Below are 24,713 nucleotides of genomic sequence, written 5' to 3'. Positions count from 1 at the left end.
TACACCACTAGCCCAGGCAGGATATGTAGCATGCGCGATACTCGTGAGTCTGATCAGCTAATCCTCTTTGGTCATTTTTCCCTCTCTCAGGGGGATGGTGTACTAACCCACTTTAGCTATGACAAAGTCAAAGCGCTGTTAGTCTACTTACTGCTTCACCGCCAGCCGGTGAACCGTGCGGTGCTCGCCGAGCTGTTATGGCCAGACCAGGGGCTTTCATCAGGCAGGACTAACTTGCGCCATGCCCTGCACTGCCTGCGTCATTCGCTCGGGGATAACGCTGATCAAGTCTTGAATGTGTCGCGCCAAACCATCGCTTTTAACCTGCCATCGACTTGGCGCATCGATTTACATGAACTGCAGCAACTGCTGGAAGGCCCCCGCGAATTAGCAACGCTCGAAGCGGTGCTGACCTGCTATCAGGGAGACCTCGTTGAGGAGCTCCAGCTAACCAACTGTAGCGAATTTCAGCGGTGGTTCGTACAAGTGCGCAACGAATGGCGTCAGCGTGTCATTCGCTTTGCTGAGCAGGTCCTGGAAGCCCATGAGGATGCGCCAGATGTAATGCTTGAGGGCTTGGTAAGCCGCTTTTCGGGTTACGCACCTTTTCATGAGCGCTTGGTGCGCCAGCTAGCCGAGCAGAACCAAATCGCTGCTGCTCACGAGCAATACAATGGTTATTTACAGCTATTAGCACTTTCGGGGCAGCAGCCTGAGCCCAGTTTTTTACAGCTCGCAAGCTATTGGTCGGATGGGCCGCATGATCCTCGTGCTATGTCCCCTCAGGGCGCTTTTTCGCGCGTATTGGCAGCGGACAGCAAGCCGCTACGCGACGATGAAATCGAGCTGCGCCAGCTCTCCGTGATGGCTATTCGGCTGCGCTTGAAGGGCGACTGGCAGGAGCGTGCAGCAGTGCGTAGCTGTCTGGCCTTGCAGCTGGAGTTACTGCGTTGGTTAGAGCAGCAGTGTCATCATCTGGGGGGGTTCTGGTTACCTGGGGCAACCGGAGGACTCGGGCTCGCCTGTTTTGGTACACATGGGCCCGCACACCAGCTTGCGGAGCTGGTAGCGCTTTACGAACACTGTCAACATGCGTTGCCGCAAGAGTCGGCGCGTCATTGGGACAGGGAAGGTGAGCCGCCCGCCTTTGAGCTTGCCGCCGGTTTAAATAGCGGGCGGGTCGTCTATTTGGCAGAGCGTCAGCTAGCGGACCCACTTGGTCAGGTGACGCAAGTTGCCTTGGAGCTAATGAGTGCGGCAGAGGGCAGTGAGCTGGTCATTTCTCAGGAGGCCAGCCAGCACATGCCCCCCGCGCTTGATCTACAGCCACGACTGGTGTCTCGGCTGGTGGCAAGCGATGGGCGTATTCGCCTGCGCGCGCTGGTCTTGGGTCAAAATGAAGGGGGGCGTGATGCGCTACCGCCGAGTTTAGTCGGGCGTGAGGCCGCGCTGCGTACGCTCCGCGATGCCTTGGCGCGGGCGGGAATTGGGCTGCGCCAAAGCGTGCTTGTCCGAGGTGCTTCGGGCATGGGGAAATCTGCGCTCATGGTGGGCTTTCGTCAGCTTGAATTAAGTCGCGATGCCGCGATTTGTTGGCAGCCAACGACGCGATTATCTGTACTTGAACCTTACGGCATTGCCCGCAGCCTGGTGGCCTGGCATCTAAATGCGCCACCTGCACTGGATACCTTGCATGCCATGCAAACAACGCTGGGCTTGGGTCTTTTAGAAAAGAGCCGACAGCACCTACTTGAAGAAGCGCTTGGGGTTAGGGACGTTCAAGAGGTGGCGCAGCTTGCGCAAAATGGCGAGGCGGCGGAGCTGGTCGTACAGTTGTTACATCGCTTGATTGAGCAGCAATCCAGTGAACGTACGCTGGCGCTAATGATTGATGATCTTCAATGGGTTGATGAACCCTCCTTTAAAGTGCTGGCAGGCCTTCAGGCGCGCTTGCCTATCAATACGGCGTTTATGCTGATTGCCAGTCACCATGGACGTGAACCCTTACCGGTTAAGCTTCACTGGGACCAGCAGATCAATTTGGGCAAGTTGGATGTCCAGCAATCGTCACGCCTGCTTTCACAGCTGTCACGCCGCTACCGCATACATTTAAGCCCCCGGCTGCGTAACCAGATCATAGAGCGGTGCGATGGCGTGCCGCTTTACATGCAGGAAATTTGCCGACGCCTGGACATGGACCGTCGCGAAGGACGTAGTGTCCAATTTGATGAGCTGCCGAAGGGGTTGCTGGGCTTGCTAGCCAGCCGTATTGATCAGTTGGAGGCCGACCGCATTATTGCCCACGTGGCGGCAGTACTTGGCAAACGTTTCCGGCTGGATTTTTTGCTGGAGTGCAGTGGCTGGGAGCCCGCTCGACTAACGCAAGCGCTCGAGCATATGCGTCAGCTCGAGATCATTGAGCCCGTTAATAAAGAAGTCGGTGAGCAAGAGTACCAGTTTAGCCATCAGCTTCTTCAGGAAGCTGCCTATCTCTCCTGCCCGCGCGATGTACGCGTCAAACTGCATCAGCAGGTCGTCACGCTAATTGAAGAGCGTTTCCCCATGTGGATTAGTCGCCATCCTGGCGACTTTGCTGCGCACTTGCGTAGAAGCGGTCATTACGCACGCGGCGCACGCTATTTTGAGCTTTCTGCTCGCGAGGCGCTAAAGGTCAGTGCTAACCGAACGGCGTTGCGGATGGCCGACGCAGGGTTGGCAAGCTTGCGCCATGTTGAGCATGAGATAGAGCGCGAGGTTAGCCTGCTTACGGTACGTGGGCAGGCCGCATTTTCCTTGGAAGGACACGGCTCACCCATCGCTCATGAAAGTTTTGTTCGCGCCCGAGAGCTACTGCGTGAGTCCGGCAGCGATATGTTGGATGACCCTGAGGAGCTTGAGCAGGTCTTTCTGGTTAAGTGGGGGCTCTGGGTAGGGCGCAGCCAGCGCTATGCGCATGCCGATGCGTTTGCGCTTGCCTCGACGCTTGCGGATATCGCGGAGCGACTGGAAGACCCGCGCTATCGCCGTTTAGCGGATTATGCACGCGCTCAATGCGAGTACTGGGCAGGGCGTATCCAGCAGGCCCACGATCATCTGGATGAAATTGATCCGCTCAATGCACAAATGATGATTGAGTGGTTACCGTTCTCTGATCACCCGCAGGTAACGGCAGCGTGTTTTCAAGGCTGGGCGCTCTGTTTACGGGGCGACTATCAGCGTGCAGAGCGGCAAGTATCGGCGGCGCTTCGGTTGGCGGAAAAAATTGGCCACCCGGGAACGCTGGCAATGTCGCTGTTATTCGCGGCTTCCCTCTATCGTCAGTTAGGGCATGTGCACCTGGCAGCGCGCCAGGCGGAGAGGGCGGCAGCCATGACCGTCACGCCCGACTTGCAATTATGGCAAATCTCGGCCCAGGCGGTGTTGGGATGGCAGCGCGCGTTGGCAGGGGACCAAGGAGGGCTTGCACAAATACGCGAAAGCCTTGAGCGGATGACCGAGCTTAAAGGGAGCGACCGCTACCAGCGGCCCTCATTATGGTATATCGATGCCTGTATTGAGCTGGGTGAGCTTGATGCCGCAGAAGACTATTTGGATCAATGCCTTGTGATCGCCCGAGAGCGCACCACGCTGTTTTTGCCTGAGCTAGCGACGCTGCTGGCGAGCGTTCGGCATCAGCTTGGACATCCTGCGAACGAGGTTAGGGCGCTTGCCGAGATGGCCATCAGCCAATCCCGAGAAAATGGGAACCGCCACCAGGAGCTGGCGGCGCTTGAGCTATGGTTGATGCACATTGAGCCGGGCGACCCTACTGCCAAAGAGTCGTTCCGACATTTGCTGAATGATGTTAGCCATAGCGATGCGCCGGTGCTGGTGCGTTGGGTGAGCCTGCTGGATCGTCGTTTGACCCAGCCTGCGGGTGTAGAAGGTTAGGGGTTATCCCGTTTCTGTTTCGAGGTATGCAAGGGTGGCGAGCGCCTGATCACGGTGCTCGCCACAAACGCTGGCATCAAAGTTAAAGTTGGCGCATACGGCGGGGCGGCTTGCATCGCCAAAAAGCCGACATAGATTCTGCTCATCTAGCTGAATGCAGCGAACCCCTGCAGGCTTGCCTTCAGGCATCCCTGGAATCGGTGAGCTGATGGATGGCGCTATACAGCAAGCCCCACAACCTGCTCGGCAGCCTTCGCCTTGCTTAACGATAATACCTGCCTCACTCATGGCGTAAATTCCGCAAAGGCGCCTTTGTTAATCCCCTCGAATGCTTGAACATGTGTTGTGTGGCCGCTTTCATCGGCGATGCTACGTGCCAGCCAAATGGCGATATTCTCTACGGTAGTGGGGCCCGGTAATACCGCACAGCGGTCTGTTGGCAGGCGAATGGCGAAGTCTCCCTGGGCTGCCTGGTAACGACAGGTCAAGAACACATCGTCCTGGTGTTCAATATCCGCTTGCTCAAGTAGGTAGCGGTTATCCAGCCAGTGTGCCCAGCGAGCTTCCAGCTCAGGTTGGCGCGTGCCCGATTGCCAAACAGAGAGCCTGGAGCGGTGGCCGTGGGCAATACGTTGGCAGTTGCCCTGGTGCCGTTTAAGGCCATGGCTATAGCCATAGGCTGCTCCGGTCGTAGCTTCATCACTTAACGTTAGCGTGACACGGTCAACGTTGACGGGGCGCTGTGCGGTCAACTCGGCACTTAAATACGCCGCTACCTCTTCAAGCGTAATAGATGCCCAGGGAAGCAGGCTAAAGGCTTCGGCAGGCCCACGTACTTCCATGGGGTAAGGTGTTTCGGTGCGAACGCAGAGGCCTTCCTCGCAATCAGTAATGCTTACACTGGGCGCCTGCGTGGGCACCAGGAGCGTATGGTCGAGACCGCTATCCAGGGTGCGTTTGATCCAGGGCTTTACCTCGCCAAAATCAAATAGCATGCCGTCTTCACCCAAGGCGCCTTCAAGGAGCGCATCTACTTGCCAGCTGCAGCCGATGAGTCCGCGCGTCGGGCACCAAACAGAGACATCCATATGGGTTAACTGATTTACAAAGAGAGCCATTAGTCAAACCCTGCGATTTTGTGAATTTGAAGCGTAAGGCGCCACTGTGGGTTAGCCATACAGTAATCCGTTGCCTGAGCGATGGTGTCGGACTGCAGCCCTAACGGGCTTACATCCATGGGCTGCAAAAAGAAGTGAGTAAACGCAAGGTCTTCAAATGCAGGAGGCAGAGCATTAGCCTGCGGATAAACAAGTTTTAATTCATTTCCCTGAGTAATTGCCAAAGGATTACTACCTTTAGGGCTAACGCACAACCAATCAATACCGGGAGGGGGAAGCAACGTACCGTTCGTTTCAACGGCTACTTCAAAGCCCTGCTGGTGTAGCTTGTCAATTAACGGTGTATCCAGTTGGAGCAGAGGCTCACCGCCGGTAAACACCACATAAGGGGTGGCGTTTGCGCTACCTTTTGGCCAGAGCGCATTAATATGCGCAGCCAGCTCGGCCGCTGTCGCGAATCGCCCGCCGTTTTGTCCGTCAGTGCCGATAAAATCCGTATCGCAAAAGGTACATTTTGCATGAGCGCGATCCACTTCACGGCCTGACCACAAATTACAGCCGCTAAAACGGCAAAAAACGCTGGCACGACCTGCTTGTGCGCCTTCGCCCTGTAGCGTGTAAAAGGCTTCTTTAACGTGATACATCAGCGATTCACCTGAGCTGTCGCATCGTAAGCCAAGGGGTCAAGGGCATTGTTAGCGGCAAAGGCACCCAAGCGCTCTCGGCAGCTGCCGCACTGACCACACGCTAACGCACGTCCTTCATAGCAGGTCCAGGTATGCTGGTAATCAAGCCCCATGGATAAGCCATCGCGTAAAATATCCGCTTTTGATGAGTGTAGGTAAGGGGCGTGCAGCGTAACGTGCTCAAAGTTGGCAATGCCCGCCACGTGGTTCATGGCATCGACAAACTCGGGGCGACAATCCGGGTATAAAACATGGTCACCGCCATGGGCGCCATAATCCACGCGCTCAGCGCCTATGTTGACCGCTTTGGCAATCGCCAGGGACAGTAAAATCATATTGCGATTGGGAACGACAGTGGCGCGCAAATTATCATCTGCGTAGTCACCCGTCGGCATGGCTTGGTCGGCGTTGGTCAGTGCGGAGTTATCGATCAAACCGTGAATGGCTCGAATATCGACCACCTGGTGAGGAATGCCCAACTGTCGGCACACCTGCGTGGCCACATCCAACTCGCGCGCGTGACGTTGACCATAGTCAAAAGATAGCGCGTGGACCTCCAGCCCTTCACGCAGTGCGCGGTGAAGCACTGTATAGGAATCCATGCCGCCGGAATAGATAACCACGGTCGCTGTCGGTGACGCAGGAGGGAGAGAAGACGTACTGGACATAAAATAGTACTCGCTGTCGGAGAATTTTTCGTGCGCGATAAGGCTGCACGGAGTGCCGGGGTCCGGTCCGGGAGGGCGGCAGTTTACGCAATGAGAACGTATCTGACCAGCCGTAGTCTGAATGATCGTCTCTCTTTATTCGTCATTCCCGATAAATTGAGCAGCATGCTACGCTCATTGTTTTGCTAAGCTTATCGTTTCCAGCGGTTACAGAGGGTGCTTCGGTTTACGGGTAGCTTAGCGGTTAACAGTTAGTTTTCAGCGGTTCGAGGGAATCATGGCCACCATAGAGCACAGTGAAATTGTTAAAGCATCACCTGAGCGCGTATTTGAGTTATTGCGCCGCGTGGAAGATTTTGCTGATTATTCTGATTTAATACGTTCCATTGATGTATTGGGGGACGATCGCTATCGTTGGCATGTTCGTGCAGTAGGTATGGACTGGGCATTTGATGTGGAAGTGACTGAGATCCAAGCACCCCACACGCTGGCTTGGGAGTCGCTTGATGGGGTGAAAAATCAGGGGCGCTACCGGCTGAGTGAAGTGCCAGAAGGAACGGAAGTATCGCTCACGCTTGGTTATGAAATTCATAATCGCTTTATGGAAAAAGCCGTTAATAAAGCAGCGAAACCGCTCGTAGGTAAAGTGAGCAGGCAAATTCTTGAGCGTGTTGAGGCCAAGCTGAATGCGTAATGCCTTTCGTCTTGTGCGGCGTTTGGCGATAGTCGTTGGCATTATAGCCATACTGGCGTATGTGTGGTTTTGGCACTCGCCGGATTTAATGGCGGTCAGGCATACCGTTGACGCATGGACACATCATCCCGCAGTAGTGGTTGGGGTGGTTGTTCTTATGGCCGTTACCCTGGCCGCAGGGTTGCCCGGGAGTATTGGCTTTTGGCTAATCGCACCCTTTTACCCACCTATAGTTGCCACCATTATGCTGACGCTTGGGAGCGTGGCGGGCGCGTTTGGTGGCCATCAGTTAGCGGCACGTACCCGTACCGCATGGCAACCCAAAGGGCTAACCCTAAAGGTCATGCAAACGCTTCAGGACAGGGGAGATCTATTAACCCAGTGCGCACTTCGTGTCTTGCCGGGTTTTCCTCACGCGGTGATCAATTTTGCAGCTGGGCTAAGCCGTGTTCCACTGCCGATTTTTCTTCTTGCGGCAACGCTAGGCCTATCGATTAAGTGGGGCGTATACAGCAGCGCTATTTATGGGGCGCTTGAAGCGCTAGAGGAAGAAAATGCACTTCAGTTTGAGGTGCTGCTACCGCTTGTTGCTCTTACGGTACTATTGCTTGCCGGTGCTTGGGTCAGGCGCCGCTCGAAAGCGGCGCCAGCGCGTTAGCTTCCATGGTGCATGGCGGCATCCAACCGGTCGACTAGCTCTGCCCAATCAGCGTCGTCTTCAATGGCTTCACGAAGAAATTCCGCTTGGCCTTCATTCCAACAGGGCGCATCGGAAAGCACCATCTCCTTGGGTAAAGGGCGATGGCGCTTGATGAAAACTTCAATCGACTCAGCGTCTGATAGCAGGCCCAGTTGTTCGAAAAGATCACTAAAAAGATGTACCGGTTTTTCCATAATTACGCGCTCCGCCAATTGGTTAGCATTGATTAAACATAGCGTAGATTATGGATATCACCACGGTTATTAGCGTTCGCCGACTAATGAAGCGAGGAAGCGTTGCCGCTGTGTCTCTACATCAAGCGGTTGAGCCAAAAGATGGACCAGTTTGGTAAAGGTGGCTTCTGGTGTCATGGCATCGCCTGAGAGCACGCCTGCATCAGTTAACCCCTCGCCCGCAGCGTACGCTCCCATATGAACGCTGCCTTCAGGGCAAAGGCTTATCGCCGCTAGCAATTTTCCCTCACCGGCTGCGCTAGCCAATACACTCAATAGGGCTGGATCGTTAGGCAGATTGCCCGCTCCCCAAAGCTGGATAACAGCGCCTTTAACGCGTGAATCTCCAAGCCAGGCTTCCAACTGCCAGGCGGCCAAACCGGGCCAGAGCGCGATACGAACCACTTCGCCTTTATCCAACCCTTGGTAGCCGGGGAGTTCAAAGCGTGGCGCGCCACGCTGTAGAAAGGCAAGCCCACGGCTTGGATAGTAAACAAAGTCATTGCCTACTCGCTCACCAAGTAGCGGATAACCTGGAGAGGTGAAGGCTGTTAGTGCGTCGCTGTGCAGCTTTATAGCTCGTACGCCACGCATTAACCGGTTTGCAAAATAAATAGCGACTTCCTGAAGCTCGGCGTTTGCCGCAAATCGCAGCGCGCCATGAATATTATCAAGGGCGTCGGTGTTTGGTGCTTCCAAGGGGCGCATTGCGCCGGTTACAACGACGGGGCGCTCTACGCCTTGCAATTGATAGGCAAGGCTGGCGGCCGTCCAGCTAAGCGTATCGGTACCATGAATCACGACAAACCCCCGGTAATCCGTTAACCGGGTGGCGATGTCGCTAGCTAACTGCTGCCACTGAAGTGGGGTCGCCGCGCTGGAATCAATCAGCGTGGTATAACTAATAACATCATAAGCAGGAAGCGATTGCTGTTGGGCAATGGGGAGCTTGCCAAGCGCGGTCGCCATACGTTGGGTAAAGTTCGCACCGGGCGTCAGCCCATTGGCACCTTGCTGCATGCCGATGGTGCCGCCCGTATAAATAACCAAAATGCGTTCGTGGGTGGGAGCCGTTGCGGTTAAAGGTGAGAAGCTACTCATCACGGATTTCCTGGCGTAAATATTTGAAGGCCAAGCACTAGAACTCCTGTTTGATTCCAGTGCAGGTTAGTAGCGGTGAACCTGAAGCTTGCCGCTTTGATCGTCCAACTGGCGCGTGCGGCCAGCCAACAGGGCGAATCCACAGCAAACACCAACCAACAAGATCAAAAGCCAGGCAATCTGGTCAGCATGAACGCCGGATTGGAGCAGCAAGCCGACACTAAAAGGCCCAATAGCGGCAATGGTATATCCTCCGCCTTGTACCAAACCGGAAAGTTGCCCTGCAAGGCGTGATGTCGCCGTTCTTAATACCAGCAGGCTAAGGGCCAGGCTAAAACTGCCGCCTTGGCCAAGGCCTAACAAGATGGCGCCAGGCCATTTCCAGGCTAAGGGCGCTATAAGTAGCAGCCAAAGCCCTAGGGCCGTACTAAACAGTACGAGCAAGAGCGCCGGGCGCTGGTCTGACCCCATGCGGGCAAGCCAGGGTGCCCCCAGTGCTGAAACGAGTTGACACATGATCGAAATAGCCATTGTCCAACCCGCGCTGGCCTCATCATAGCCACGATCGACAAGCAGCGTTGGCAGCCACCCAAAAACGATATATGCCATGGATGATTGAATGCCCATGAACAGCATGACTTGCCACGTGAGCGGTTTGCGTAAAAGTTTAAGAAGCCCCGAAGATGGCGGCTGAGGCATACCATGAGAGATAGTCGAGGGCATTTGGCATTGCCAGAGAATAAGAGCAAACAGCGCCAGTAACGACCAGCTCATCAAACTTGCCTGCCAACTGCCCAGCCACTCTGTCAGCGGCACGCTAAGTCCCGCCCCCAACGCACCACCCAGACAGAGCGCCATCGTGTAGAGGCCAGTCAAAAGATCAGCACTTTCGGGTAGCTCGCGTTTCACCAGTGCGGGCAGTAAAGTGCCGCTAATGCCTATGGCGGCGCCCGCCATTGCTGAGCCTATAAATAGGACGCCGGGCAACGGTAAACCGCGCAGAATCAAACCTGCAGCCAACAGTAATAGCGCAGCACTAAGCGCCCGCTCGCTGCCTAGCCGTTTTGCTAAAAGCGGCGCAATAGGAGCAGCCAAACCTAAAAACAGCACGGGGAGTGTTGTCAGTACGCCCGCAGCCGCGGGTGAAAGCCCGGCAGCTTCCTGAAGACGCGTAAGCAAGGGGGCCACTGAGGAGAGGGCGGGGCGTAAATTTAGCCCCACCACAACCATCAGTAAAATAAAGGTAACGGAACGTCGAGATAACATCAGTGCAGCCTACTTAAGATAAGGGCGTAAATCGCCGCGGACTGCATCCAGTAGCGTAATGAAGTGATAATCCTGTGGTGTTTCCATGGAGTCCACACGGACGCTAGTGCGCATACCTTGATTGATATCCAGCTTATCGAAAATCTCAAGTGTCACTTTCTGAGCAGGTTTATCACCTGGTGCCAGAATGCCATCTTCCAAGGTAAAGGTTTCGATTAGCGTGGCGCGCACGCGGGTGCTGTTTTCTTCACTGAGTACACGGCGAATAAACAGCCAGCCTTCGCAAGGTAGCGCTACATTATCGTCACGCTCGCGTAGGAACAGCGTCCGGTAGCAAGCGCCTTCGTTAGCGGCTTTCTCCGCCATGCTGCGATAGGCTTGTATGACTTGCTTTGAAGAGGCGCGTGCATCTTCCAGGCGTTGCGCGATTCCCTGGTGTTCACGACTAAGCTGTTCTTGGCGCTGAAAACTGAGCCACTGCCGATATTCATTAATAAGTTGAGAAGATGACATGATCACTCCCTGATAATGTAGTAGCCAACGTAGTGGAATATGCGAGGGCATAACCTTCGCATATTCCTTGTTAGCAGGCTAGCGGCGTGCGCGCCGACGGCGTTCGCCACTGGCATTTCCATTATCGCTAGTCGGTTTGCGCCGTGCTTGAGGTTGGCGCTGGCGGCGACCATTCTCAATGGGCTCTGGTTTGATAGTGGGGTCTGGCTCAAAACCCGGTTCTATATGTTTGGGTAGGTTTTGCTTGATCAGCCGCTCGATATTGCCCAGCAAACCATGCTCGTCCACACACACCAGTGACACCGCTTCACCATTGCTACCCGCTCGGCCTGTCCGGCCAATGCGGTGTACGTAGTCTTCCGCCACATTGGGTAGGTCGAAATTAACCACGTGGGGAAGCTCGCTAATATCCAGTCCACGTGCGGCGATATCCGTCGCGACTAATACTTGTAAGTCACCGCTTTTAAAAGCCCCCAGCGCGCGGGTGCGAGCGCCCTGGCTTTTGTTGCCATGAATAGCCATGGCAGGGATATCCTGTTTTGAAAGCTGTTCGGCAAGTCGGTTGGCGCCGTGTTTGGTACGGGTGAAAACCAACACTTGGAACCAGCCGTGGCGCTGAATCAAATGTGCCAACAGCTCGCGCTTTTTTTCGCGGTCTACGCGATAAACCGCCTGGAGAATTTTCTCGGCGGTTGTATTGCGTGGAGCCACTTCAATAAGGGCGGGGTTATTGAGCAATTGCTGCGCCAGCGTCTGAATTTCATTCGAAAACGTGGCGGAAAATAGCAGGTTTTGGCGCTGTTTGGGCACCAAGCGTAGCACACGTTTAATATCGTGAATAAAGCCCATATCCAACATGCGATCGGCTTCATCAAGCACTAGAATTTCGACGGCAGAAAGATCAACGTGGCCCTGCTGCTGAAGGTCCAGCAGGCGGCCAGGGGTGGCAATCAGTACGTCCAGGCCTGCTTTAAGTGCATCGACCTGAGGCTGTTGGCCTACACCACCAAAAATAGTGTGCGAGCGTAAAGAGACGTGCTTGCCATAGGTGGATACACTTTCGCCTACCTGAGCAGCAAGCTCACGAGTAGGCGTCAACACCAGCGCACGCACCTGGCGCTTGCCTGGGCGCTTTCCACCGGAAAGACGCTGTAGCATGGGTAGGGTAAAGCCGGCCGTTTTGCCCGTGCCCGTTTGGGCGCTTGCGAGCAAGTCGCGACCTTCTAAAACGACAGGAATGGCCTTTAATTGGATCGGAGTAGGCTGGGTATAACCTTGCGCCGTAATAGCGCGTAATAAATCTTCATGCAGACCAAGTTCAGAAAAGCTCATGCGTTCTCCGCAGCCACCTAACAAGGCAACAGCTGCTTAAAAGCGTTGTTGCTAGGCGTAATTTTTCAAAAGGCGAGAATGGTTATCGTCGCGGTAGCAAGGTTTGCCAGGTCGCGATGATCGTTGATTAGCCACGTATGACCATAACGAAAAAAAGTGGTCAGTATGGAAGAGACGGGCATTAGACTGTGGGTGTTACGCTATCGCAACACCCAAAATATACCCGTCAGTGTAACATGAAGATTGCCTCAGACGGGCATACTTGTGGTGATTGGTTGGCGGGCTCTAAAGCGCCTTGGTTATTTCATCCCGCTTAAACCGGCTAATTGAAATAGTTACCCTGACGTATCTGGTCGGCAATTTGTCTCGCAACATCCTCCCAGCTAGCGTTTAGGGCACGTACTAGTGCGGGGTAGCCGTCCTCATCCAGTACCGTTTGCGCAGAAAAGCTCTTCATGGCCAACAGTTCATCACTTGGGTTGCGTAGCTGCCATTGCCCGGCCACAACCGCTAAACCATCGTAGCGGCCTTGAAATCGATCAACATCAAGCCGCAGGGTGAGCGCTTCAGGTTGGCTGCTGTCATCACGGACTACGCGAATAAGCGGTAGCTCTTGCGACAACTGTGTTCGTAAACTGCGTGCAAGCTGTCGGTCGATGCTTTCAGCCCATTGGTGCTCTCGCGCCTGGTTCAGCGTAATGTCATCCAGTTGCATGACGATGCCATCGACGTCGAGATAGTGAGCAAGGCGTGGCGAGCGCAGCTGTAGCGTGCCTTGGGGATTACTTGGTGTATTGACCAGCCCGTTACTGGGTAGCATGTAACGCGCCGGGGGCGTCACACTGCTTGCGCAAGCAGACAGTATGAGCGATAGGGACATTAGCAATAAGGATTTTAAAACGAGTATACGCATAATATTCCCCTGTTTAGCGCGGTGCACGCGGTATAGGATCTTGAGTATCCAGATTATCAAACAGCAGCGCCCGTGGATTATCGTTCAGTGTGCGGGTTAGTGGTTGAAGATCACGCATTAATCGATCCAGGCGCTCGATAGCCGACGTCAGATCCTGGTAAGCCGGCGAGGAAGGCGACACGCCCTGAAGCGTGCTTTGAAGCTCGTTAAGAGTAGCATTGAGGTTGCCGCCTACTGCACGAGTTTCAGGGTCGCTTAGAAGCTGGTTGAGCGACTCGCTGACACCACGGACTTCATTAAGCATGCTTTCAGAGGCTTGTAAGCTACTGTCCAGGCCCGCCAGTAAGGGCTCCACTTCAAGCGCGTTCAGCTTGTCGAGTAGATCGGTAATTTGGGATTGGATTTGGGAAAAACCACCCGACACCGTGGGGAAAACCGTGCGGCCAGAGAAGGTCGACGCGATGTAGTCCTCTTCGGTGTCTCGCTGAAAGTTTAGGTCCACAAATAAAGCGCCGGTTAGCAGGTTACCGTTTTTAAGCGACGCACGAAGGCCAAGCGTAAACATGCGGTTAAAGCGTTCTTCCCACACTTCCAAATCAATATCCGAATTCTCGATGCCAAGCCGCTGGGGCTCAAGGCGAATGAGTACGGGGATGGCGAAGCTTGCGCGTGAGCTCGGTTGTGGTGATGTAAAGTTCCAAGGGACAGCGGCCACGGTGCCTATGCGAACACCTCGGAACTCGACGGGCGCACCGCGTGAAAGGCCGCGAACGGTGTCATCGACCAACAGAACGTATTCAAGGTACTGATTGAAGGTACCTTCGCGGGCATCATCCTCATCCCCGTACAGATTAAAGCGGGCGCCCGCTTCTACAGGACGTCCCATTGGCAAGTCTTCGGGCACCCCAAACGTGACGCCTCCTCCTAACAGGGTTTCAAGTGATTCAACGTTGACGCGAAAGCCGTTTGAATCAAGGCGTAGGTCAATGCCGCTTGAAGACCAGAAGCGGGTGCTGTCGGTCACCAGTAGCGCATAGGGCTCTTCGATAAATACCTGGTGATGCATGGTGCGTGATTCAGGGTCGAAGCTTGCTTCTTCAACGCGGCCCACCGTATAGCCCTGGTAGGAAACCGGGTCGCCGACACGCAACGAATTGCCGAGTTGACTAACGAGATTGATATTGAGACCGGCCATTCCGGCAGTGGCGACGGGGGGGACGTCGCTTACCGGGAAGTCACGCCGCTGTTCTTCAGAGCTTCCTGGCTCAAGCTGTATATAAGCGCCAGAGAGTACGGTGCCCAGGCCGCTAATCCCTTCACGCCCGATCCGAGGCTTTACCACCCAAAAGCGGCTATCTTCACGCAACAAGGTTTCAGCCTGAGGCTGAATGCGTGCTGTAATCACAGCACTGCCTAGGTCTTCAGAGAGCTGGACACTTTGCACGAGGCCGATTTCAACGTTACGGCTGCGGATTGAGGTATTTCCCGCTTCGATACCTTCGGCGTTGTTCATGGTTAATGTGATAAGTGTGCCGCGGCTGGTGTAATTATCGTACACCAGCCATAACCCAATAATGATAGCCACAAAAGGCACAATCCAAATAGGGGAGATACGTGATTGCGGCGAAGGCCTGGCTTTGTTCATGTCAGGCTCTTGCTTGTTAGCTATGGGGGTGTCGTTACCCATTAATGGCTCCCAGAGTGGCTATTATTTGATGTGGACGCTGCCTTGGTAGGAGTATCCCATATTAAGCGGGGGTCAAACGTCATAGCGGCTAGCATTGTCAATACCACGACCGAGCCAAACGCTAGCGCGGCAGGACCTGGTGTGATCGACATAAGTGAGCCAGCGCGTATCAAGGCAACCAGAATAGCCACTACAAAAACATCAACCATCGACCATCGTCCGATAAATTCGGTAATGCGATAAAGCCGCGTGCGGCTGATGGTATTGGGTTGGCTGTTGCCTCGAACGACAATACATAGCCATGAAAGCGCCAGCAGTTTACCGACAGGCACAATAATACTGGCAACGAAAATAACGGTGGCGACTGGCCATGAGCCCATCTGAATCAGTTCAACGACCCCTCCTATGATGGTGGAAGAGCTGCTGTGCCCCAGGCTCGTCGTGGTCATAATAGGGTAAACATTCGCAGGGATATACATGATAGTCGCTGCGCCTAGCAGTGCCCAGGTGCGTTGTAAGCTATAGGGTAGTCGGGAGTGAAGTTTCTCATGACATCGAATGCAGCGAGATTTATGTCCTGGGGTGAGTGAATTGACAAGCCCACAGGTTGGACATCCTGTTAGGCGCTGGCTAGCGGCGGTTGCTCCTGTTTGGGTGCCCTCTGGCGCCAAGGGCTCTCCTTCGAGGGAAAACCACATCCAGTCGGCATCAATGGACTGGATGGTCATTAATAAAAGTACCGCAAAGATGCAAAAACCCCAGAAGGAGATGCCCAGCTCAATTTGCGCCATACCGGCTATTTTAATCAGGCTTACCAGCGCCCCTATAATAAAGACATCCGCCATCATCCAGGGCGTCAAGTGGGCAAGTGAGCGGGCAATGTCGCGACTATAGGCGAGTGGCTTGCCGTGTAAAAGCCCCAGCTGCAGCCAAATAACGCTAAGCAGATAAAGGGTCGGCAGCACAGCGATGGTCATGATGACGATAATGGCCACGACCGGTTGGTGAAAGGCAATTAACGTGGTGGCCGTTTGTGACAGCTCTATGCGATTACCGACGCCACTAACGCTGAAGCTTACAAACGGAAACGAAATAGCCACGATTAATGCAATTAATGCCGCAATGGCAAGTGCCATACTGCGCTGAGCGGGGTAGCGGTGGCGTTTTACGAGTACATGTGAGCAGCGCGGACAGCTGGCCTTTTCGCCCGAGCGTAATGGTGGCAGCGCGGATACCCAGTCGCACTCATGGCAGGCGCGTAAACGTCGACGCTGAACGCGAGACTCAGGTGGTTGCCGATCCACTAGAGGCGCATTAACGGAAAGCGAGGAATGCTTTAATAAACGGAAGTGGGGCAAAGGGGACACTCTCACTGCGAATGCGATGTAAACCGAATGAACACCAGGCCTTTTTTATATCAAACCCAAATAGATCCATGCTGGCATAACCCGATGCTTGACCTGACTGGAGGGTTAGTCAAGGATGCAGCCGCGATAGTGCCTAATATTCTGCCATAAGGAAATAAAATGTTGCTTCCACTTGTAGCTGTAGCGATGGGACTGGTGTTGCTCATCTGGAGTGCTGAGAAATTTATTGATGGCGCAGCTGCAACGTCACGTTGGCTCGGTCTTTCGCCTTTATTGATTGGTATGTTGGTCATTGGGTTCGGTACCTCAGCCCCTGAGATGATGGTGTCAGTATTGGCAGCCTTGCAGGGGAATCCCGGGCTTGCAGTAGGGAATGCCTATGGTTCCAATATTGCCAATATTGGCTTGGTATTGGGTTTTGTTGCACTCATTGCACCGTTAGCTGTGCACTCCAGCGTTATCCGCAAAGAGATGCCGATTTTAATACTGGTCACACTGATCACTGGGATTATGCTCTGGGATGGTTGGGTGTCTCGCTGGGAAGCGGCTCTTTTATTGGTGGCCCTCGTCATATTTATCGGCGTAAGCATCTTTCGTTCAAAAAAGCAAAAGGACGACGCGCTGGTTGAGGAAGTCGCTGAGACGCTGGACAGTAACCCCATGTCGCGTGGTAAAGCGATTATGTGGACGTTGGTTGGTTTGGTGTTTTTGGTTGCAAGCTCGCGTATGTTGGTTTGGGGAGCGGTAGAAATTGCGCAACGTTTTGGCGTGAGTGACTTGATTATCGGGCTAACCGTCGTAGCCGTTGGTACCTCACTGCCCGAGCTTGCTTCTTCGATTAGCGCGCTGCGCCGTAAAGAGCACGATATGGTGCTGGGTAACGTTGTTGGTTCTAACTTGTTTAATAGCCTTGCTGTAGTGGGGCTTGCGGGGGTTATTGCACCTATTGATGCTGGGCGGGAAGTGCTGGTGCGTGATTGGAGTATTATGACCTGCATGACCCTGCTAATGGTTCTTTTCGCATTTTCCTGGAAAGGACGTCCGCGGCGAATTAATCGCCTCGAAGGCGCTGTGCTTTTTACTCTTTTTATTGCATATACCGGATATATGATAAGCGTTGTCGTATTATCTTAATGAATAATTGGCATTATTTGATGTGCGTCAATGCGACACGCTTTGTGAAAGATAGATCGGTGTATAGTGAGATGTAAGCCAGTAAGATGGCAGTATAAATAAAAAAAACAGGCTAGATGCTTATAATTAAAGGCTGAATCTTTAAGTTTCAGCTAAGCTTGCGTTAACAAAAACTGGGGTATTAATTCAGGTTAGGAGCGTGCAATGGAACTCGATCCCTTAATGCTGTCGCGAATACAATTCGCGTTTGTTATCTGTTTTCACACTATCTTTCCGGTTTTCACCATTGGGTTAGCCTCTTATATTGCGCTTTTACAAGCACTTTTTTTTAAGACGCAAAATCCTGCATGGGACCGTTTAGCACTGTTCTGGACAAAAGTATTTGCCGTGGTTTTTGGCATGGGGGTGGTGTCGGGAATCGTGATGTCGTTTCAGTTCGGTACGAACTGGAGTAATTTCTCTCTGGCGACCTCCAATTTTATAGGCCCCTTGCTCAGTTATGAAGTCGTGACAGCCTTCTTCCTTGAGGCTGCCTTCCTTGGCATATTGCTGTTTGGCCGTGGAAAAGTGCCACAGGGTATCCATTTGATGGCGGCTGCCTTGGTGGCGCTGGGCACCTTTATTTCAGCGTTCTGGATCCTGGCGGCAAACAGTTGGATGCATACACCGGCAGGCGTTGAGTTGATCGATAATCGTTTTCATGTGATTTCCTGGTTTGAAGCGATTTTCAATCCTTCCTTCCCTCATCGCTTTGCACACATGGCTGTAGCTTCCTTTATCACCGGCGGGTTTGTCGTGGCAGGCGTTAGCGCCTGGTTTTTGTTGCGTGGAAGAGACCCAGAGGCTAACCGTCGTGCGCTTTCCATGTGCTTATGGTTGCTGCTTTTCCTGACGCCCCTTCAGGCGTATGTGGGCGACTCCCACGGGTTGAATACGCTCAAATATCAGCCAACGAAGGTCGCAGCAATGGAGGGGAACTGGGAAACATCTACCAGCGTGCCATTGCTCTTGTTTGCGCTGCCGGACCAAGAGGCGCAGAGAAATCTTTATGAGATTGGCATTCCTAACGTGGCCAGTATCATACTTACCCATTCGATGCATGGTGAAGTTCCAGGGCTTACTGCCGTGCCACCTGAAGACCAGCCTCCTGTTGCCATCGTATTTTGGGCATTTCGGGTAATGGTTGGCATTGCCTTAATAATGATTGCTGTTTCCTTTGTAGGCTTATTCTTGCGGCGCAACCAACGTATTTATGAGAGCCAGCTGTTTTTGAAAACATTGGTCAGCATGATTTCTTTACCCTTCATTGCGGTTCTGGCTGGCTGGATCGTGACCGAAGTAGGTCGGTCCCCTTGGCTGGTATACAACATCATGTCTCATGCAGAGGGTGTGACACCTTCACTAACAGGTTGGATGGCGCTGTTTACGCTTATTGGGTATGTGCTGGTATATGCGGTGGTTTTTTATGCTGGTATTTACTATCTAACCCGGGTAGTTCGCAACGGCATGTTGCCTGAGCAAGAACAGGCGTCCGTTAATAGAGATGCTGACCGTCCCAAGCGGCCACTCTCTGCCGCCCACACCCCTTTTGATGATGACATTGATCCGGCGAGGAGCTAATCATGGAAATGTTTGATCTGTCGATTATTTGGGCTGGCATTATCGGGTTCGGCGTCATCATGTATGTATTGATGGATGGCTTTGATCTTGGCTTGGGAATTCTATTTCCCTTTGCCCCTGATGAAGAGGCTCGTGATGTCATGATGAACTCTGTGGCACCGGTCTGGGACGGTAACGAGACTTGGCTGGTCTTGGGAGGGGCTGGCTTGTTAGCGGCTTTTCCCTTGGTTTACTCGATTTTCTTACCGGCACTCTATATCGGTGTTTTCTTGATGCTGGCAGGGTTGATTTTTCGTGGCATTTCGTTCGAATTCCGCTTTAAGTCGCGCCGTAATCGCCACTGGTGGAATCGCTCCTTTGCCTGGGGTTCTGCGGTTGCTGCGTTCGCTCAAGGCGCTGTGGTTGGTGCATATATTCAGGGTTTTCAAACCGAAGACTTTGTTTATACCGGGGGCGCCTTTGATTGGTTAACGCCGTTTACTGTGTTAACAGGCTTGGGGCTTATGGCAGGTTATGCGCTTTTGGGCTCAACCTGGCTGATTTTAAAATCGGAAGGCCACGTACAGGATTGGGCGTATAAAATCACGCCTATACTGCTGGCCATGGTGCTAGTGGTTTTTGCTATTGTTAGTATCTGGACGCCTTTCGTGAACCCGTTTGTTTGGGATCGCTGGTTTGGTCATCTGCACTTGATCTGGATTTTTCCAGTGCTAGCGCTCTTCTTCGCCTTTCTTGTATACCGCTCGGTAAAGCAGCGCCGTGAGAGCTATCCCTTCCTTGCGACTATCGGTATTTATGTATTTACCTATCTGGGCTTGATCGTGAGCCAATGGCCGATGATTGTGCCGCCTAACTACACCTTGTGGGATGCGGCGTCAGCACCTGAGTCACAGCTTTTCTTGTTGATTGGTGTGCTGTTTGTTATCCCCTTTATCCTGATGTATACCGCGTGGACGTATTGGGTATTTCGCGGCAAGGTGCGCGTAGGTGAAGGTTATCATTAAGCCAGAGGCAATCAGATGACGGAGCAGTCGTTAACCGCGCGCTCCTGGTTAAAAATGCTGGCAACTTTAGAGCGGCGAAGATTAAATCTCGCCGCTTTTCTTGGCATTTTAGCTGGGGTTCAAACGGTTGTTATTGTAGTGGGATTGGCTTGGATAGTGGAACAATTGGTTGTTCATCAGCAAGCGCCTTATCCGCTTTTAAACGTATTAATAGGGCTGGCGCTGTGCGTGCTTGGACGAGGGCTATGTCTTTGGGGGCAAGAGGTAATAAGCCTGGAGGCTAGCCTGCGCATTCGTCAGTACGCTCGACGTCAACTGCTGGATAAATGCTGGACATTGGGTCCTGTGTGGTTGGCTTATCATCAAAGCGGCGCCTTGGCGACGCAGGCGGTAGAAAATATAGAGGCACTGGATGGCTATTTTTCTCGCTTCTATACGCAGCTAAGAATTACATCGCTCTTACCGCTACTGATTCTATTGGTGGTGCTACGACTGGATTATGTCGTCGCTCTCTTCTTGTTGCTTTCTGCGCCAATCATCCCGCTATTCATGGCACTAGTAGGTATGGGAGCTGAGCGTATAAATCGGGATCAGTTTGCAGCGGTTGCACGGCTCTCTGCCCACTTTCTTGATCGTGTTCGTGGAATGTCGACGCTTCAGCTATTCGGTCGCACGGCGAGTGCTCATCAGGAAGTTTGGTGGGCAACAGATGATTATCGTCGTTTAAGCATGCGAACGCTGCGCTTGGCTTTTTTATCTTCTGCAGTGCTCGAGTTTTTCGCTTCGGTAGCCATTGCCGTAGTAGCGATATACGTAGGGTTTGGCTTACTGGGATATATTGAGTACGGGCCTGCACCCTCTTTAACGCTCTTTACGGGCTTAGCCGTATTACTGCTCGCTCCTGAGTTTTTCCAGCCGTTACGCACCTTGTCACAGCACTACCATGATCGTGCTACTGCTTTAGGTGCCGCAGAAAGCCTGGTAATGGTGCTGAATGAGTCGAGCATACAACGAAGTACGTTTGATGAGCCTGCAGCTGATAACGACATTGCAGTGCTGCAAAATGTCAGCGTTGACTACCCGATCCGCGGTCGGGTGTTAGGGCCAATGGATCTGACGATCAAAAAAGGCAGTGTCATTGCGATTAGTGGTCCATCCGGGAGCGGGAAGTCGACACTGTTGGCGTTATTGGCCGGTTTTTTGACGCCATCAAGCGGCACGCTTCAGTTAGCTCAGCCGCGTTACGCGTGGCTGGACCAGCAGCCGGGCCTGTTACATGGCACTTTGGCGGATAACTTGCGGCTGGCAAACCCTGATGCCGATACTCCCGCAATGCTTTCAGCGCTTCACCAGGCTGGTCTGGAGGAGCTTCTAAACCAATTGCCTGATGGTTTGGATACCATGATAGGAGAGCGCGGAGTAGGGTTGTCGGGTGGTCAGGCCCAGCGGCTGGCGTTGGCACGTATTTATCTAAGTGATGCTGATTTAATCCTGCTCGATGAGCCCACCGCAAGCCAGGATGCTGAAACCGAAGCGTTCGTTATTAGTGCATTGTTAGCATGGGCTGCACAGGGGCGTACGATGATTCTGGCAACGCATCACCCGGCTGCGATCAGGGCGGCTCAGCTCCACTTTTATATGCAGGACGGCTGTTTAAAGGAGGTGCGTGATGGAACCTAATGCGTCCTCACAAAAAAGTGAGCTGTCCCAAGCGCACCAGGCATTGTCACCCTGGGTGGCGTTAATGATGAAGCGTCGAAGGCGGTTCGCGATCGGCGCGCTCCTTATTTGCTTAACGCTTACTGCGGGGCTTTCACTGCTGGGCCTTTCTGGGTGGTTTATTACCGCATGTGCATTAGCGGGTATCGCTTTTTTGCTTGGCTTACCTGTTCAGTTGGATGTGTATGTGCCAGGCGGAGGAATACGCTTCTTTGCGCTATTACGTACCGTCGCCCGCTATATAGAACGTCTCTATAATCACGATACAGTGCTTCGCCTTCTGGCAGATTTACGCTACCGCGTGTTTGGTCAGCTTATGCGATTGGATGAGGCGGCGTTGCGGCGCGAGCGTGTCAGTGACTGGCTGGGGCGTTTAACCGCTGATATAGATGCTCTCGATAATCTTTATCTTCGTTTGCTGATGCCACCACTGGTTAGCTTGGTAGTTATTGTGGGTTTAACCCTCTTTATTGCTATTTGGTTGCCTGCTTTAGCGCTGTGGGTCGGCGTGGCTCTGCTGATTCTGTGGGCGAGTGTTACCTATGGCATGGCGCGCTTAGGGTATGTACATAGTCATCGCCAAGTGGCTGACCAAGAGGGATTGCGCCGTTTAGTCGTTGATCAGTTGCAAGCCTCAGCTGAGTTAATTGCCTATCGCAGTGCTAACTGGCATCGCCAGCATGTGGAAGCGCACGAAGAGGCAGCGCTTGATAATCAACGACGCCTTGGTCGAAGTATTGCTATCGGGAATAGCCTCATTAGCGTTATTACCGGGCTGCTGCTGTTAAGCGTTGTATGGCTGGGTGGTATGCTGGTGGCGAGTGGGGTAATAACCGGGCCTATTCTGGTGATGCTGCTGCTGGTGATTCTAGGTGTGAATGAGGTTTTTGTACCGCTTCCGGGTGCTTTTGCTCACTTGGGGGGCAGTGCCGCTGCGGCAGAGCGTTTAAATGCACTGGGGTCCGAGGGGCAGCAGGGTCAACAACAGTCATTTTCTGACCAGCAGCTTGGCCTTGAGATGCAGGGGGTCACACACTGCTATCCTTCTAGCCTGATGCCAGCGCTTGATAGTGTTTCGTTTCATTTGGCAGCGGGGGAGTGGGCTCTCATTACCGGGCGCTCAGGTGCGGGTAAAAGTACGCTGGCGGCGCTTTTGACGGGGCGGCTTGCTCCTTCTAAAGGTGTGGTTAATGTAGGAGGCTGCGTACCTGCTGCTGTGCCAGAGCAGGAGCGTTCGCAGCGCATTGCTTTGTTAACCCAGCAGGTCGACCTTTTCGATGCTTCTTTGGAAGAGAATCTACGCCTGGGGAATCCTGATGCTGATGATGAAGCGCTTTGGGACGTGCTGAAAGCAGTAGCGCTCGATGGTTGGGCTCAATCTCTTCCGGGCCAGTTGCAAACACCCGTAGGTGAGCGAGGGCAGCAATTGTCTGGTGGGCAGGCGCGGCGTGTGGCGCTGGCTCGGCTGTTGCTCATGGACCCTTCGGTGGTTATTTTAGACGAGCCTTTTGCGGCGATTGATCATGATACAGCCGTAATAGTAGCCAACACGCTTTCTCGCTGGTTAGTCGGGCGCACCACCATCTTCTTTGTTCATCATGAAGTGGGTCGCTTGCTAACGCGACAGATAACCCATCACTGGCACTTAAGTGCCGGGAAGCTCAGCCCAGGTAAGTAATCGCTTGAGTTGGGCGTTAAGGAAAAATGATGCAGGATTTTTTACGTAACCTCCCTAAGGTTGAGCTTCACTTGCATATTGAAGGTTCGCTGGAGCCAGAGCTTATGTTTGCTCTGGCAGAGCGAAACGGTATCGAGTTACCTTATTCCTCCGTCGAGGAGGCCAAGGCAGCCTATCGGTTTAAAGATCTACAAGGTTTCTTGAATCTCTATTTCCAGGGCATGAGCGTTCTTCGTCATGAGCAGGATTTTTATGACTTGGCGATGGATTATTTCAAGCGTGCTAGTAGTGAGGGTGTCGTCCATATCGATATACATTTTGATCCTCAGGCGCATCTACAGCGCGGCGTTTCTCTGGACGTGGTCATGTCTGGGTTACTGAGTGCCAAGCAAGAGGCTGAGCAGTCTCTGGATTTAAGTGTCGGAATGATCATGGCCTTTTTGCGTGACCGGCCTGCCGAGGAGGCACTTCAAGTGCTGGAGCAGGCAGCACCTTACTGGAGCGAGCTTGACGCAATTGGTTTGGATAGTGCTGAGCGCGACCATCCACCCTCAAAATTCGTTACCGTTTTTAAGCGCGCCCAAGAGTTGGGCTTGGCTCGGGTGGCTCATGCAGGAGAGGAGGGGCCGGCCTCCTATGTCATTGAAGCATTGGATTTGCTTGATGTGTGCCGCATTGATCATGGTATCCGCTGTCTAGAGAGTGACGAGGCGGTGGAGCGTCTATATCAAAAGCAAACCGTGCTGACCGTATGCCCCTTATCCAACGTAAGCTTAAATGTGGTTGATAGCTTAACCCATCATCCTCTGCCAGCCCTTCTTGATAAAGGGCTTAATGTGACGATTAGCTCGGATGATCCGGCTTACTTTGGTGGTGGTCTATTGGCTAATCACATCGCTTGTGCTCAATCATTCGGTTGGGATGAAGAGGCTTTCCTGATTCTTAACCGTAATGCGATAAAAGAAGCCTTTACAACCGAACCCAGGCGCCAAGAACTGCTGGCCCGCCTGGATGTGGTCAAATATTAGGCTGGCTAGTGTATAAGGGCTATTTACTTGGCTTCTTGTATGAATGCGCTAGTGCTTAAAGTAATTGCAAAAAGTTGTTGACCCATCAGGAAAAGTGGGTAGAATACGCCCCACATCGAACGGGCAGCGCCCTTCGGTAGCTCTTTAACAATTTGATCAGGTAATTCATGTGGGCGTTTGCCGATGAGGGTGACAAGTCACCAGATATCAAGGCAGGCGAACACAGCGATACTCTTCATGTCGTTGCTTTTCAAGTAACGGTGTGAGGCAGGTATCACAGTACATTCGTTTGAACCTTGAGCCAGGATTGATTCACCTTTGT

At 53.1% G+C, this 24,713-nt stretch carries 21 protein-coding genes; 9 read left to right on the top strand and 12 right to left on the bottom strand.

Annotation, left to right across the window (positions count from 1 at the left end):
• Positions 1-30 precede the first annotated feature (30 nt).
• Positions 31-3,930 (top strand): AAA family ATPase, encoded by a 3,900-nt coding sequence (locus CZ787_RS06395; RefSeq protein ID WP_087107348.1) that lies wholly within the window; start codon positions 31-33, stop codon positions 3,928-3,930.
• A gap of 3 nt (positions 3,931-3,933) precedes the next feature.
• Here the strand turns inward: CZ787_RS06395 and CZ787_RS06390 are convergent, their stop codons facing one another.
• Genes CZ787_RS06390 through queC form a run of 4 tightly spaced genes read right to left on the bottom strand, consistent with a single transcriptional unit; the run spans position 3,934 to position 6,402 of the window.
• Complete coding sequence (locus CZ787_RS06390; RefSeq protein WP_087107346.1) at positions 3,934-4,218, bottom strand: YkgJ family cysteine cluster protein; 285 nt, start codon at positions 4,216-4,218, stop codon at positions 3,934-3,936.
• Positions 4,215-5,048, bottom strand: a complete 834-nt coding sequence (locus CZ787_RS06385; protein ID WP_087107344.1) for a 6-carboxytetrahydropterin synthase — start codon at positions 5,046-5,048, stop codon at positions 4,215-4,217. Before CZ787_RS06385 ends, CZ787_RS06390 begins: the two co-directional genes overlap by 4 nt.
• Positions 5,048-5,692, bottom strand: a complete 645-nt coding sequence (queE, locus tag CZ787_RS06380; protein WP_087107343.1) for a 7-carboxy-7-deazaguanine synthase — start codon at positions 5,690-5,692, stop codon at positions 5,048-5,050. Before queE ends, CZ787_RS06385 begins: the two co-directional genes overlap by 1 nt.
• Positions 5,692-6,402, bottom strand: coding sequence for a 7-cyano-7-deazaguanine synthase QueC (queC, locus tag CZ787_RS06375; RefSeq protein WP_087107341.1), 711 nt, complete (start codon positions 6,400-6,402; stop codon positions 5,692-5,694). Before queC ends, queE begins: the two co-directional genes overlap by 1 nt.
• A 277-nt stretch (positions 6,403-6,679) precedes the next feature.
• Here queC and CZ787_RS06370 point away from each other — a divergent pair, with 277 nt between their 5' ends.
• On the top strand, positions 6,680-7,096 hold the full coding sequence (locus CZ787_RS06370; RefSeq protein ID WP_087107340.1) for an SRPBCC family protein: 417 nt from the start codon (positions 6,680-6,682) through the stop codon (positions 7,094-7,096).
• On the top strand, positions 7,089-7,754 hold the full coding sequence (locus tag CZ787_RS06365; RefSeq protein ID WP_087107338.1) for a VTT domain-containing protein: 666 nt from the start codon (positions 7,089-7,091) through the stop codon (positions 7,752-7,754). Before CZ787_RS06370 ends, CZ787_RS06365 begins: the two co-directional genes overlap by 8 nt.
• Here CZ787_RS06365 and CZ787_RS06360 read toward each other — a convergent pair.
• The 8 genes from CZ787_RS06360 to CZ787_RS06325 form a co-directional block, all read right to left on the bottom strand.
• Positions 7,751-7,990, bottom strand: coding sequence for a DUF2789 domain-containing protein (locus CZ787_RS06360; RefSeq protein WP_087107336.1), 240 nt, complete (start codon positions 7,988-7,990; stop codon positions 7,751-7,753). The two genes, CZ787_RS06365 and CZ787_RS06360, sit on opposite strands and share 4 nt — an antisense overlap.
• 69 nt (positions 7,991-8,059) lie before the next feature.
• Positions 8,060-9,130 (bottom strand): asparaginase, encoded by a 1,071-nt coding sequence (locus CZ787_RS06355; protein WP_087107334.1) that lies wholly within the window; start codon positions 9,128-9,130, stop codon positions 8,060-8,062.
• Positions 9,131-9,196: 66 nt separating this feature from the next.
• Complete coding sequence (locus CZ787_RS06350; protein WP_087107331.1) at positions 9,197-10,396, bottom strand: MFS transporter; 1,200 nt, start codon at positions 10,394-10,396, stop codon at positions 9,197-9,199.
• A 9-nt stretch (positions 10,397-10,405) separates the two neighbouring features.
• Positions 10,406-10,909: a hypothetical protein gene (locus tag CZ787_RS06345; protein ID WP_087107329.1), complete on the bottom strand. Its 504-nt coding sequence runs from the start codon at positions 10,907-10,909 to the stop codon at positions 10,406-10,408.
• 78 nt (positions 10,910-10,987) lie between these two features.
• Positions 10,988-12,241, bottom strand: a complete 1,254-nt coding sequence (locus CZ787_RS06340; RefSeq protein WP_087107327.1) for a DEAD/DEAH box helicase — start codon at positions 12,239-12,241, stop codon at positions 10,988-10,990.
• 322 nt (positions 12,242-12,563) lie between these two features.
• On the bottom strand, positions 12,564-13,061 hold the full coding sequence (locus CZ787_RS06335) for a PqiC family protein (RefSeq protein ID WP_328514774.1): 498 nt from the start codon (positions 13,059-13,061) through the stop codon (positions 12,564-12,566).
• A 106-nt stretch (positions 13,062-13,167) separates the two neighbouring features.
• Positions 13,168-14,841, bottom strand: a complete 1,674-nt coding sequence (gene pqiB / locus CZ787_RS06330) for an intermembrane transport protein PqiB (RefSeq protein WP_087107323.1) — start codon at positions 14,839-14,841, stop codon at positions 13,168-13,170.
• Complete coding sequence (locus CZ787_RS06325) at positions 14,841-16,145, bottom strand: paraquat-inducible protein A (RefSeq protein WP_254908582.1); 1,305 nt, start codon at positions 16,143-16,145, stop codon at positions 14,841-14,843. The genes pqiB and CZ787_RS06325 overlap by 1 nt, the downstream gene beginning before the upstream one ends.
• Before the next feature lie 222 nt (positions 16,146-16,367).
• Between CZ787_RS06325 and CZ787_RS06320 the strand changes: the two genes are divergently transcribed.
• The 6 genes from CZ787_RS06320 to CZ787_RS06295 all read left to right on the top strand — a co-directional run bounded on the left by CZ787_RS06320 (position 16,368) and on the right by CZ787_RS06295 (position 24,391).
• Positions 16,368-17,342, top strand: a complete 975-nt coding sequence (locus tag CZ787_RS06320; protein ID WP_087107318.1) for a calcium/sodium antiporter — start codon at positions 16,368-16,370, stop codon at positions 17,340-17,342.
• Positions 17,343-17,546: 204 nt separating this feature from the next.
• Positions 17,547-18,962: a cytochrome ubiquinol oxidase subunit I gene (locus CZ787_RS06315; RefSeq protein WP_087107316.1), complete on the top strand. Its 1,416-nt coding sequence runs from the start codon at positions 17,547-17,549 to the stop codon at positions 18,960-18,962.
• A gap of 2 nt (positions 18,963-18,964) precedes the next feature.
• The gene (cydB, locus tag CZ787_RS06310) at positions 18,965-19,966 is read left to right on the top strand and encodes a cytochrome d ubiquinol oxidase subunit II (protein WP_087107314.1); all 1,002 of its coding nucleotides are present in this window, start codon (positions 18,965-18,967) and stop codon (positions 19,964-19,966) included.
• Positions 19,967-19,981: 15 nt separating this feature from the next.
• Positions 19,982-21,646 carry a thiol reductant ABC exporter subunit CydD gene (gene cydD / locus CZ787_RS06305; RefSeq protein WP_087107312.1) on the top strand — a complete coding sequence of 555 codons (1,665 nt, stop codon included), beginning with the start codon at positions 19,982-19,984 and terminating at the stop codon, positions 21,644-21,646.
• A complete protein-coding gene (gene cydC, locus CZ787_RS06300) occupies positions 21,636-23,363 on the top strand; it encodes a thiol reductant ABC exporter subunit CydC (RefSeq protein WP_087107310.1) in 1,728 nt (575 codons plus the stop codon). Before cydD ends, cydC begins: the two co-directional genes overlap by 11 nt.
• Positions 23,364-23,392: 29 nt before the next feature.
• On the top strand, positions 23,393-24,391 hold the full coding sequence (locus CZ787_RS06295; protein WP_087107308.1) for an adenosine deaminase: 999 nt from the start codon (positions 23,393-23,395) through the stop codon (positions 24,389-24,391).
• The last annotated feature ends 322 nt before the right edge of the window (positions 24,392-24,713 follow it).

It is taken from the genome of Halomonas citrativorans, from assembly GCF_900163645.1.
GTDB classification, from domain to species: domain Bacteria; phylum Pseudomonadota; class Gammaproteobacteria; order Pseudomonadales; family Halomonadaceae; genus Vreelandella; species Vreelandella citrativorans.
The sequence above is the reverse complement of the archived record's forward strand: the minus strand, read 5'-3'. Positions and strand labels throughout refer to the sequence as shown.

Bases quoted from the DNA above. Each gene is read 5' to 3' on its own strand.
- CZ787_RS06355 (WP_087107334.1), bottom strand. From the start codon at position 9,130: ATGAGTAGCTTCTCACCTTTAACCGCAACGGCTCCCACCCACGAACGC.
- CZ787_RS06295 (WP_087107308.1), top strand. From the start codon at position 23,393: ATGCAGGATTTTTTACGTAACCTCCCTAAGGTTGAGCTTCACTTGCAT.
- CZ787_RS06335 (WP_328514774.1), bottom strand. From the start codon at position 13,061: ATGCTACCCAGTAACGGGCTGGTCAATACACCAAGTAATCCCCAAGGC.
- queE (WP_087107343.1), bottom strand. From the start codon at position 5,692: ATGTATCACGTTAAAGAAGCCTTTTACACGCTACAGGGCGAAGGCGCA.
- CZ787_RS06390 (WP_087107346.1), bottom strand. From the start codon at position 4,218: ATGAGTGAGGCAGGTATTATCGTTAAGCAAGGCGAAGGCTGCCGAGCA.
- CZ787_RS06340 (WP_087107327.1), bottom strand. From the start codon at position 12,241: ATGAGCTTTTCTGAACTTGGTCTGCATGAAGATTTATTACGCGCTATT.
- CZ787_RS06385 (WP_087107344.1), bottom strand. From the start codon at position 5,048: ATGGCTCTCTTTGTAAATCAGTTAACCCATATGGATGTCTCTGTTTGG.
- CZ787_RS06370 (WP_087107340.1), top strand. From the start codon at position 6,680: ATGGCCACCATAGAGCACAGTGAAATTGTTAAAGCATCACCTGAGCGC.
- CZ787_RS06360 (WP_087107336.1), bottom strand. From the start codon at position 7,990: ATGGAAAAACCGGTACATCTTTTTAGTGATCTTTTCGAACAACTGGGC.
- cydB (WP_087107314.1), top strand. From the start codon at position 18,965: ATGGAAATGTTTGATCTGTCGATTATTTGGGCTGGCATTATCGGGTTC.
- CZ787_RS06395 (WP_087107348.1), top strand. From the start codon at position 31: ATGCGCGATACTCGTGAGTCTGATCAGCTAATCCTCTTTGGTCATTTT.
- CZ787_RS06315 (WP_087107316.1), top strand. From the start codon at position 17,547: ATGGAACTCGATCCCTTAATGCTGTCGCGAATACAATTCGCGTTTGTT.
- CZ787_RS06350 (WP_087107331.1), bottom strand. From the start codon at position 10,396: ATGTTATCTCGACGTTCCGTTACCTTTATTTTACTGATGGTTGTGGTG.
- cydD (WP_087107312.1), top strand. From the start codon at position 19,982: ATGACGGAGCAGTCGTTAACCGCGCGCTCCTGGTTAAAAATGCTGGCA.
- CZ787_RS06320 (WP_087107318.1), top strand. From the start codon at position 16,368: ATGTTGCTTCCACTTGTAGCTGTAGCGATGGGACTGGTGTTGCTCATC.
- queC (WP_087107341.1), bottom strand. From the start codon at position 6,402: ATGTCCAGTACGTCTTCTCTCCCTCCTGCGTCACCGACAGCGACCGTG.
- cydC (WP_087107310.1), top strand. From the start codon at position 21,636: ATGGAACCTAATGCGTCCTCACAAAAAAGTGAGCTGTCCCAAGCGCAC.
- CZ787_RS06345 (WP_087107329.1), bottom strand. From the start codon at position 10,909: ATGTCATCTTCTCAACTTATTAATGAATATCGGCAGTGGCTCAGTTTT.
- CZ787_RS06365 (WP_087107338.1), top strand. From the start codon at position 7,089: ATGCGTAATGCCTTTCGTCTTGTGCGGCGTTTGGCGATAGTCGTTGGC.
- pqiB (WP_087107323.1), bottom strand. From the start codon at position 14,841: ATGGGTAACGACACCCCCATAGCTAACAAGCAAGAGCCTGACATGAAC.